6 protein-coding genes are annotated in these 10,306 nt (G+C 42.3%); 5 read left to right on the top strand and 1 reads right to left on the bottom strand.

What is annotated here, in order from left to right; all coding sequences use genetic code 11:
• Positions 1-39: 39 nt before the first annotated feature.
• The gene (locus tag GQR46_RS10505; RefSeq protein ID WP_165740918.1) at positions 40-3,126 is read right to left on the bottom strand and encodes a beta-galactosidase; all 3,087 of its coding nucleotides are present in this window, start codon (positions 3,124-3,126) and stop codon (positions 40-42) included.
• 112 nt (positions 3,127-3,238) lie between these two features.
• Here GQR46_RS10505 and GQR46_RS10500 point away from each other — a divergent pair, with 112 nt between their 5' ends.
• From GQR46_RS10500 to GQR46_RS10480, 5 genes are all read left to right on the top strand, one after another.
• Positions 3,239-4,057 carry an AraC family transcriptional regulator gene (locus GQR46_RS10500; RefSeq protein ID WP_165740917.1) on the top strand — a complete coding sequence of 273 codons (819 nt, stop codon included), beginning with the start codon at positions 3,239-3,241 and terminating at the stop codon, positions 4,055-4,057.
• An 80-nt stretch (positions 4,058-4,137) separates the two neighbouring features.
• Positions 4,138-4,458, top strand: a complete 321-nt coding sequence (locus GQR46_RS10495) for a hypothetical protein (protein WP_008135125.1) — start codon at positions 4,138-4,140, stop codon at positions 4,456-4,458.
• 149 nt (positions 4,459-4,607) lie between these two features.
• Positions 4,608-5,861, top strand: coding sequence for a TolC family protein (locus GQR46_RS10490; RefSeq protein WP_165740916.1), 1,254 nt, complete (start codon positions 4,608-4,610; stop codon positions 5,859-5,861).
• On the top strand, positions 5,858-7,105 hold the full coding sequence (locus GQR46_RS10485; protein WP_165740915.1) for an efflux RND transporter periplasmic adaptor subunit: 1,248 nt from the start codon (positions 5,858-5,860) through the stop codon (positions 7,103-7,105). Before GQR46_RS10490 ends, GQR46_RS10485 begins: the two co-directional genes overlap by 4 nt.
• Before the next feature lie 8 nt (positions 7,106-7,113).
• On the top strand, positions 7,114-10,260 hold the full coding sequence (locus tag GQR46_RS10480; RefSeq protein ID WP_165740914.1) for a CusA/CzcA family heavy metal efflux RND transporter: 3,147 nt from the start codon (positions 7,114-7,116) through the stop codon (positions 10,258-10,260).
• Positions 10,261-10,306: the final 46 nt, after the last annotated feature.

Raw genomic sequence — 10,306 nt, 5'->3', positions numbered from 1 at the left:
GGCCAATTTGGCCGCTATTTTTGTAGGTTAACTACTAAATTATTTAGCTGAAAAAGTTAAAGAATAACTGTACTGCTTTTGCTCAAGTAAATACTCTTTATGAGTACTTGGGCTCCATGAATCATCGCCACCTACACCCATATGTTGATGATCAATGTGTACATGTACGCAATCATCAGCAATTAGTTCGTTAGTGTGTTTTGCTTGCGTTAGCGTACTTTGCGAATACTCGCTGGCTGCAAACAAAAACGCGCCAGTCACGGTTAAGTTATTAATACTCAGCAATTGGCAATCGCTACGCAGGCCATTATCAGTTGGGAATATATACGGTGTATGTAGCTCATTTAAGCTCAAGCTGTAATAACCTAAACGTGCTGCGGCTTTGCGATCTGGGTAGTTTTCAAAAGGCCCTAAACCTAGCCAGTTTATTTTTGTATCGCTTTGCTTGTTAAGCGTTGTACTTAGCCCTATACGCGGCATTGGTGGCAGAGTATCGTTTAAGTGCACTTCAACATTTAAGCTAATATTACCAGTATTATTGAGGGTATATAACCACTGTGTTTGAGCCTGTAGCACGCCATTAAACTCGTAATTAAATACACAAGTAATACGTATATCAACGCTTGATTGCACTGCGTGAATTGAGCTACATGTGCGCTGCCATTGCCCTATACCTGCACGCAACCAACGAGCTTCCCATGCATTAGGATCTAGGTTGTCTACTTCGCTTACACCAATGTCGTTATCAAGTGGGGCGCGATAAAAGTTATCAACCAATGGGCTATTAATAACCTGAGTATCGTTTTGTAACCACTGCTCTATAAGCCCTGATTGCTTGCTAAAAACAAGTTTAAATTTATCGTTTTCAATACTTAGTTGAGAGTCGGTTTCGCTAACACTTATAGCGTTTTGCTCAGATGATGATACAAATAACTTACTGCTTAAATTGTTACTATTTATAAGCTTAAACTGCTCTGAATCCATAACGTGATTAGCGTTTGCAAAGTGTGAGTCGTTAACTAATGCTACATCTAAATTAAGGTAATATTGCGCACCTTGCTCAAACGCTGTTTTAGTTTTAATAGTTAACGTGTGCGTACTTTGCGGAGCAATATTAAGTACATGCTCGCCTTGCTCAACACAGATGCCATTTTGCATTAACTGCCAAATAAGCTTTTCGTTATCGGTATGTCTAAATACGTAATCGCTAAATACATCAATGGTGTATTGGTTTTGATTTTGCTCACGCAGTGTAAATTGTAAATGTTGCTGGCTGTATTTAGCTTCAAACAGGCTAGGGTGCGGCGTGCGGTCTGGGAACAATAAGCCATTTATACAAAATTGACGGTCATTTAGTTCATCACCAAAGTCGCCGCCGTAAGCCCAATAATGCTTGCCGTTTTCGTCTGTTTTAGATAAACCTTGGTCTACCCAATCCCAAATAAAGCCGCCTTGTAGGCGTGGGTATTCTCTAAATGCTTGCCAGTAATCGTCAAAGCTACCTAGGCTGTTACCCATAGCGTGGGCGTATTCACATAAAATAAGCGGGCGAGTTTCACCTGGTAGGCTTAGCCACTTTTTAATAGAGTATTTAGGTACCGCATCGTCTTTAATATCGGTATCTACACGGGCGTACATTGGGCAAATAATGTCGGTAGCCGTTGTATTTGCGCCGCCGCCTTCGTATTGCACTGGGCGAGAGGGGTCAAAGCTTTTTGACCAGCCGTACATAGCATCATGATTTGCGCCGTGTCCGCATTCGTTGCCCAATGACCAAATAATAATTGAGGCGTGGTTTTTATCGCGCTCAACCATTTGCGTATAACGCGACATAAATGCACCAGCCCACTGCGGATCGCTAGCTAAACGCCCCATAGGAAACATGCCATGGGTTTCTATATTTGCTTCATCAACTACGTATAAACCTAGCTCGTCACACAGTTCGTAAAAACGAGGGTGGTTAGGGTAGTGAGCAGTACGCACGGCATTAAAGTTATTTTGCTTCATCAGCTTAATATCTTCAATCATATCGGCGGTAGTAACTGTATGGCCGTTTTCTGGGTGGTGTTCGTGGCGGTTAACACCGCGAATGAGTAGCGGTTTGCCGTTTAAGCAAAGCTGCCCGTTAAGCATTTCTACTTTTCTAAAGCCAATGTTATAAGCTTCAACGTCGATGGTATTGCCTTGCTCATCAAGCAGACTCACAACGCAGCGGTATAAGTATGGGGTTTCGGCGGTCCATTTTTTAGGGCTTTGTATATCAATTGTTTGAAATACAACATCGCTCCAACCACCTTTTTCATCAACACGTTTATTGTTAGCACTTTGAATTTGCGGCTCACATAGCGCCTGTTCGCCATCAAAAACTTGCACTGCTATTTGATAGTTATTTGGCGCATTAATCGCCGTTTTTATATGTAGCGTTGCATCGCGATAGCAAGCGTCTAAATTGGGGGTTATAAACACATCACGTATTTGATTTTGTGGTTTTGTAAGTAAGTTAACATCGCGAAAAATACCGCTTAGCCACCACATGTCCTGATCTTCTAAATAACTGCCATCGCTCCAACGAATAACCATAACGGCAATAAGGTTAGTGCCTGCAACTAACAGTTCGCTTAAATCAAACTCGCTCGGTAAGCGGCTATCTTGTGAATAACCCACCCATTGTCCGTTACACCACAGGTGAAACGCCGAGTTAACGCCTTCAAAAATAATATGATTACGCTGAGTTAGCTGACTTTCGTTTATATTAAATTCAGTGCGGTAACAGCCTGTAGGGTTATCGCTTGGTACAAAAGGCGGGTTAACTGCAAATGGGTACTTAACATTACAGTAAATAGGTTTATCAAAGCCGTGTAATTGCCAGTTAGAAGGCACTGTAATACTTTGCCAGTTGCTGTTTAGTGTTTCACTTAGCAACGATTCATCAACCGCTTCGGGTTTATCAAATAATTTAAAGTCCCACTGACCGTTTAAACTTTGTTTTTGCGATTGCGTGTTAGTACGGGCATGGTCAACGCTTTTAAATCCATTGAGTGGGCTGTGCGCTTTTACTTGATTAACTTGTACTGAAATTGGGTTTTCCCAATCTCGGCGATTAATTATGTGCTGTAAAGAGGTCATGTTTATCCTATTGCATAAGCGGGCAATTATAATGCGCTAAATATAGCTAAAAATAATCGCAGGGGTTATGCTTAAAGCTCTCCTTTATTTGTCCAAAACTATCATTTTAATTATGCGCTATAACATTAAAGACATACTTGATATTGGTCCGCGTTGTATAGAACGCTTTATTGATTCACAAACGCTCGCGCAAATGCCAAACCTTGAAATAGCACTTGCGGGTTGCTCAAACCTATCGGGTCGTTATTGCGTAGCACGCTCAGCACCGCTAGAACATACACTTTTTTATACGCTTGCAGGGCAGGGTAATTTAACAACACAAAATGAGCAGTACACACTTAATGCCAATACACTTATTGTGCTACCAGCAAAGCAAAGCTTTGAAGTGAAAATTGATGCTGAACATTGGGATGTTATTTGGTTAAACCTTGCAAATACTAAACGTTGGCAGCATTTAAACTTAGCGCAAGCATTGGTATTAACCGAGCAAAAACTTGAACCGTTACACCTTGCTATGGAGCTTTTATACAGCGAGCCCAATGCTAATTTACGCGAAAGCGTAACGCCTATTTTAAGTCATTACTTAAATGCTACGCTGCAAAATAATTCACAGGGTGCGGCGCATAATCGTTTAATTAGTCTGTTTGAAGAGGTAGATAAGCGCTTGCAGTTTGATTGGACAATAGAGGTAATGTGCGAACATGTGCATTACTCATCGCCGCATTTGCATCGTTTATGCCAAGCGCAATTTGGTAAAAGTCCAATACAACAACTTATTTATTTACGCATTGAACGGGCTAAAAACTTATTGTTAAACACGGCTTGGCCAATTTCGCATGTGGCAAGTTATGTGGGGTACTCTAATATTTTTAATTTTTCCAAACGTTTTAAGAAGTCGGTAGGTGTGTCGCCAAGCGAATTTAGAAAATAACGTTAGCGGCTCTCTACATTTGAATAAATTTAAGGTATTGTGCGATTTCTTAAATTGCATTTTAGAGTTTTAGGTAGGTAATGCGCTCAAACCGTTTTTTAATAGTGATATTATTAGTGCTTGTACACAGCTTTATTAGCTGTGATGGTGCTGCGTATCATTTGCAAGAAGACGTTGATCACGTAACCAGTTCGTTATCGCAAGGCGACTCCACAGCCGATGATAACCAAAGCGATAAAACATCAACTACCGAGATTCATGCCCACCAACATTGCCATTGTGGCTACAACAGCACCTCTAGCCATTCAATAAGCCCAGAGCAAAGTAAAGCAACTTCGCCTGCGTGCTATAACGGGTTAAATTACCCGCCAGATGTACCGCCACCAAATTTTTATAGCTAGCTTTTAATTTTAAATACTTTGTAAAAACTGCCTGCGCTTGTGCGCTATTAGGCTAGTTATTTACATATTTAGGTTGCTTGATCGCGCTTGTTTTTAAAATAGGCGTAGTGATTAAGTTAACTCTGTTTGTTAAAAAACGGACACGCTATATGAATAAAAAACCAATTATGCTGGTGGCGCTAATGTGCGCGCTACCTGCTTTTAGTACTTTGGCGAATGTTAAAACATTAACCCTTAAGCAGGCACTGAGTAATACCGAACAACAAAATCTGGTATTAAAACGCTACCCTTATCATCAAAAAATATTGAGTGCGCTTAAATCTCAAGCTGCACTTTCGCCTAATCCTGAGCTGAGTTTTGAAGCTGAAAACTTTTTAGGAACCCATGGCTCCCATGCGTTTTCGGGGGCGCAGTACACGCTGGCTTTAAGCCAATTAATAGAGCTGGGCGATAAGCGCCAAAGCCGTATTAATTACGCAACCGCCAATATTAAAGCCCAAGCAATACAGTATCAAAATACCCGTTTAGCGTTATTGGCAACCACTGCTGAGCGATACTATCAAGGCCTTAAATTTCAAACATTATTAAGTTTAAATAGTGAACGTAAACAGGTAGTTACCCAGGCGCTTAAAGCGATTGAACAAAGAGCCAATGCGGGTGCTGCGTCGCAAGCTGATGTAACGCGCATGCGTTATGCACTTAGCCAAGTAGAGCTTGATAAAGCCATGCTTAATAGTGAATTTGAGCGAGCAAGTTTATCGCTTAACGAGCTGTGGAGTGAGGAGCAACCCTACGATACTTTTGCTGGCAATATTAATGTAATTACTGCGCTTAAATCAGCACAAGCACTTTTAGATGCGGTTAACCAAGCTCCTGAATTTGCATTATTACAGCAGCAATATTTACAGCAAACAGCCAACTTAACACTACAAAAAGCAAACGGACAAACCGATATTAACGTAGGGGGAGGCGTGCGCTATAACCAGCAAAATGACTCCAGCTCGTTAGTGTTTTCGTTTTCTATGCCACTGCAATTAAGCAATTCTAATAGCGGCAATATTGCAGCTGCAAATAGTCAGCTCATGCTTTTAAATGAGCAGCAAGGGCAATTGCGCATCCAGCTACGCCAGCAAGTACGTACTTTGTACGCTTATTATCAAGGTCGAGCTAATCAGGCAAAGCTATTATCTGATCAAATTATTCCTCAGGCACAAACATTGATTGAGCAAAGCTTAAAAAGTTATCAACGCGGACAAATTTCGGTGTTGCAATTGCTTGATGCTCAACAAGCACTTTTTGATTCTAAACGCACACTTATTACAACTCACGCAGAGCTGTACCAAGTGCTACTTACTCTTGAGCGTTTAACAGGCCAATCTTTAATTGAGACTCATCAATCATGAATAAAAATATAATCGCATTACTAGTATCACTTTCGTTTGCCAGCAGCTTTGTAAGTACACATGCATTTGCCTCTGCTGAGCATGGCGAGTCAGGTCATAAAGAAACTGAGCAACACGAGCAAAAGCAAGGTCCACACGGCGGCTTTTTATTAACTGACCCTAAATTAACACTTGAGCTTAAATTGCAAGAATTTGCAGGTAATGTTGAGCTACGTGTATATGGCTATAAACAAAATCAGCCAATTAATATAAACGACTTAAACATAACAATGAGTTTAAAACGTTTAGTTGAAGCCCCGCAAAATATACAGTTTACAGCTGAGGGCGACTACCTTGTGAGCACGCAATCAATTAACGAACCGCATTCGTTTGCACTTACCGTTACTGCTAATTATAACAGTGAGAGCATTAGCTATGAGTACGATCAACACGAAGGGCAAACCACGTTAACAGAGCGAGCTATTGAGCGCGCAGGCATTAAAACCGAGATAGCGCAAAGTGGTGAAGTGGATATTACCGATACGCTTTTTGGTGTTATTGCTCCAACACAACACGGCACGGTAGAAGTAATGGCGCCGTATGCCGGATTGATCAGTGATATTTTTGTAAGCATTGGTCAAAACGTTAAAAAAGGCGAAGTACTTGCCAATGTAACCAACCGCGAAACACTGCAAAATTACCCCATTAAAAGCCCAATTAGCGGCGTTGTAACCGAGCAATACTTAAAGCGTGGCGAGCTTGCAAGCACCAGCGCACTTATGCAGGTAGTTAACCTTGATAAAGTATGGGTTGAGTTATCGGCTTTTCCTGAAAACATTGAAAAACTCGCCATTGGTCAAAGCGCTAAAGTGTACGACCTACATCATCATTTAAATACGCAAGGAAAAGTGTTTTTTATAGCTCCAATGATGACTGGCGGGCACATAGCGCGCGCCCGTATAGAGCTTAATAATCCAGACGGGCATTGGCGCCCAGGCATGCATATAAATAGCGATGTAAGTGTGGCTAAAATAAATGCCAGCGTGCGTGTAAAGCCACAAGCAATTCAAGAGTTTAACGGTCAATTCAGTGTGTTTGTTCGTAAAAACAATGTATTTGAAGTGCGCCCCGTTACCTTAGGTGCAAAAAATAGCGAGTGGGTAGAAGTACTTACAGGCTTAAACGCAGGTAGCGAATACGTAACAGACAATAGTTATGTCATTAAAGCCGATATTTTAAAAAGCGGCGCAAGCCACGCTCACTAGGAGGCACCATGATTAATTGGATAGTTTCTTTTGCGGTTAAACGCCGCATGCTGGTGCTTGCGCTTACATTTTTATTTGCTGGATTTGGTGTATACAACATTCAAAATTTAGCGGTAGACGCAGTACCCGATATAACTAACGTACAAGTGCAAATTAATACCAAAGCGCAGGGCTTTACGCCATTAGAGGTAGAGCAGCGCATTACCTATTTGGTAGAAACCGCCATGGCGGGCATACCTAAGCTTGACTACACCCGTTCGCTTTCGCGTTATGGGCTTTCGCAAGTAACGGTTATTTTTAATGAAGGCACCGATATTTATTGGGCGCGTCAGCAAATTGGTGAGCGCATTCAAAGTATTCGCTCCGACTTACCTAATAACGTAGAGCCAAACTTGGGTCCTATTGCCAGTGGTTTAGGCGAAATATTTACTTATAGTGTGCACGCCGCGCCTAATGCGTTAAAAGAAGATGGCACTGCTTACAACGCCGAAGACTTGCGCACTTTGCAAGATTGGGTTATTCGTCCGCAGCTTTTAAAAGTAAAAGGCGTAACCGAAATAAACAGCCAAGGTGGTTTTGAGCGCCAATACCAAGTAGCGCCAGTGCCCGAAAAACTCATTGCCTATAAGCTTACTATTAGCGATGTAATTAGTGCACTTGAGGTTAATAACAGTAACCGAGGCGCAGGCTATATTGAGCGCTTTGACGGGCAATATTTAGTACGCTCGCCTGGGCAGCTTAAAACGCTAGAAGACATAGCCAATACCGTTATAGCTAAGCGCGACGATGCACCTGTACGCATTAAAGATGTGGCTAACGTGCTTTTAGGCAAAGAGCTTAGAACCGGCGCGGCCACTTATAACGGCGAGGAAACCGTGCTCGGCACCGCCATGATGCTAATTGGCGAAAACAGCCGCATAGTGGCAAAAGCCATGGCTGATAAGTTAGTTGATGTGCAAAAAAGCTTACCCGCTGGCGTTATTGTTGAGGCAGTTTACGACCGTACAACTCTTGTTGATAAAACCATAGCAACCGTGCAAACCAACTTATTTGAAGGTGCCGTTTTAGTGATAGTTATTTTGCTATTACTGCTGGGTAATGTAACGGGCGCGCTTATTACGGCAATGGTTATTCCGTTGAGTATGTTGTTTGCCGTTACAGGAATGGTGGGTAATCGCGTATCGGGTAACCTAATGAGCCTAGGCGCAATCGACTTTGGTTTAATTGTTGATGGCGCTGTAATTGTTGTTGAAAACTGCCTGCGCCAACTCGGTGTAGCTCAGCATAAACATGGCAGGCTACTTACCTTAAACGAGCGTTTAAATGTAGTGACCGAAGCCACCAAAGAAGTATTTACACCGGCTGTATTTGGCATTGTTATTATTATGCTGGTTTACTTACCTTTATTTGCACTAAGTGGCGTTGAAGGCAAAATGTTTCAGCCAATGGCATTTACTGTAGTTGCGGCGTTAATTGGCGCGCTTATATTTGGCGTTACCTTTGTACCCGCTGCTATTGCAGTGTTTGTTCGCGGTAAGGTTGATGAAACCGAAAACGCAGTCATGCGCGGCGTTAAAAAAGTGTATAAGCCATTACTTGGTATATCGCTTAAATTACCGTGGCTGATGGTGGGTATTGCCACTGCATTAGTATTAGTGCTTGGTTTTAAAGTTAAAAACATGGGCGCAGAATTTTTACCGAAACTTGATGAGGGGGATATTGCTATGCACGCGCTGCGCATTACTGGCACCGGTATTGAGCAATCTGTGCAAATGCAAAAAGAGCTTGAGCAAGCCATATTAGATCAGCCTGAGGTTGCTAACGTATTTTCAAAAATTGGTACAGCCGATGTAGCAAGCGATCCTATGCCGCCCAATGTTGCCGATACTTTTTTAATACTTAAACCGCAAGAAGAGTGGCCTAATCCAGCACTTACTAAAGCAGAATTGGTTCAGCAAATTCGTACCCGTGTTAACGATGTCCCTGGTAATAATTACGAATTTACACAACCAATAGAAATGCGCTTTAATGAGTTAATTGCTGGCGTGCGCGCCGATGTGGCACTGCGTATTTATGGTGACGACTTAAGCGTACTTAAAGAGTTTGGCGAAAAAGCCACAGGGCTAATGCGTAATATTGCAGGTGCTACCGATGTACGTTTGGAGCAAATGGAAGGATTGCCAACACTTTCGGTAACACCAATGCGCGACCATATGGCGTTATTGGGTTTAAGCGTAAACGATATTCAACAGACACTTGCCGCCGCTGTTGGTGGTGTGCAAACCGGACTAATTTACGAAGGCGATAAACGTTTTTCGTTATTAGTACGCCTTGATAAACGTTGGTCTAGCGATGTATCAGCACTTGCTCGTTTGCCAGTTGCTTTACCTAAAGATAGTAACCCAGAACTTGCGTTTGTACCGCTTGGCGAAGTGGCAACAATTAGCATTGAAAAAGGGCCTAATCAAATAAACCGCGAAAGCGGTAAACGTAACGTAGTGGTAACTGCCAATGTGGAAGGGCGCGATTTAGCAAGCTTTGTAAGTGATGCGCAAGCAAGCATGAATGAATCACTTAACTTACCAAGTGGCTATTGGCTTGAATACGGCGGCACGTTTGAGCAGCTACAATCAGCAAGTAAGCGATTGTCGTTGGTTGTGCCGGTCACTTTACTGCTTATATTTGGCTTACTGTATAGCGCCTTTGGATCGCTTCGTGATTCATTGATTATATTTAGTGGTGTGCCACTGGCATTAACGGGTGGTGTGCTTGCGTTATTGCTGCGCGATATGCCGCTTTCAATATCAGCGGGTGTCGGCTTTATTGCCCTAAGTGGTGTCGCGGTATTAAACGGCGTAGTTATGCTGTCGTTTATAAAGCAGTTACGAAGCGATGGTTTAAGTTTGTTTGATGCAATTCACAGCGGTGCATTACAGCGCTTGCGCCCAGTACTGATGACGGCGCTGGTGGCAAGTTTAGGCTTTATACCTATGGCGCTTAATTCGGGAACGGGTTCTGAAATGCAAAAACCTCTCGCGACAGTAGTGGTTGGCGGGATTATTTCATCAACTTTACTGACACTGTTAATATTGCCTGCGCTTTATAAGTTAGTACATTCTAAATTTACTAAAAAAGCAGAAGCTGAATTAGCTTAAATACTAGCTACTGATAATGTAATAAAAAAAGCAGCTGTACTTACAG

Origin of the sequence: Pseudoalteromonas sp. Z1A6, from assembly GCF_011378745.1 — a bacterium.
In the GTDB taxonomy this organism is placed as follows: Bacteria; Pseudomonadota; Gammaproteobacteria; order Enterobacterales; family Alteromonadaceae; genus Pseudoalteromonas; species Pseudoalteromonas arctica.
This window is presented reverse-complemented; position numbering and strand designations above follow the sequence as displayed.

Excerpts from the sequence above, each read along its gene's own strand:
- GQR46_RS10480 (WP_165740914.1), top strand. The coding sequence starts at position 7,114 with ATGATTAATTGGATAGTTTCTTTTGCGGTTAAACGCCGCATGCTGGTG.
- GQR46_RS10495 (WP_008135125.1), top strand. The coding sequence starts at position 4,138 with ATGCGCTCAAACCGTTTTTTAATAGTGATATTATTAGTGCTTGTACAC.
- GQR46_RS10485 (WP_165740915.1), top strand. The coding sequence starts at position 5,858 with ATGAATAAAAATATAATCGCATTACTAGTATCACTTTCGTTTGCCAGC.
- GQR46_RS10500 (WP_165740917.1), top strand. The coding sequence starts at position 3,239 with ATGCGCTATAACATTAAAGACATACTTGATATTGGTCCGCGTTGTATA.
- GQR46_RS10490 (WP_165740916.1), top strand. The coding sequence starts at position 4,608 with ATGAATAAAAAACCAATTATGCTGGTGGCGCTAATGTGCGCGCTACCT.
- GQR46_RS10505 (WP_165740918.1), bottom strand. The coding sequence starts at position 3,126 with ATGACCTCTTTACAGCACATAATTAATCGCCGAGATTGGGAAAACCCA.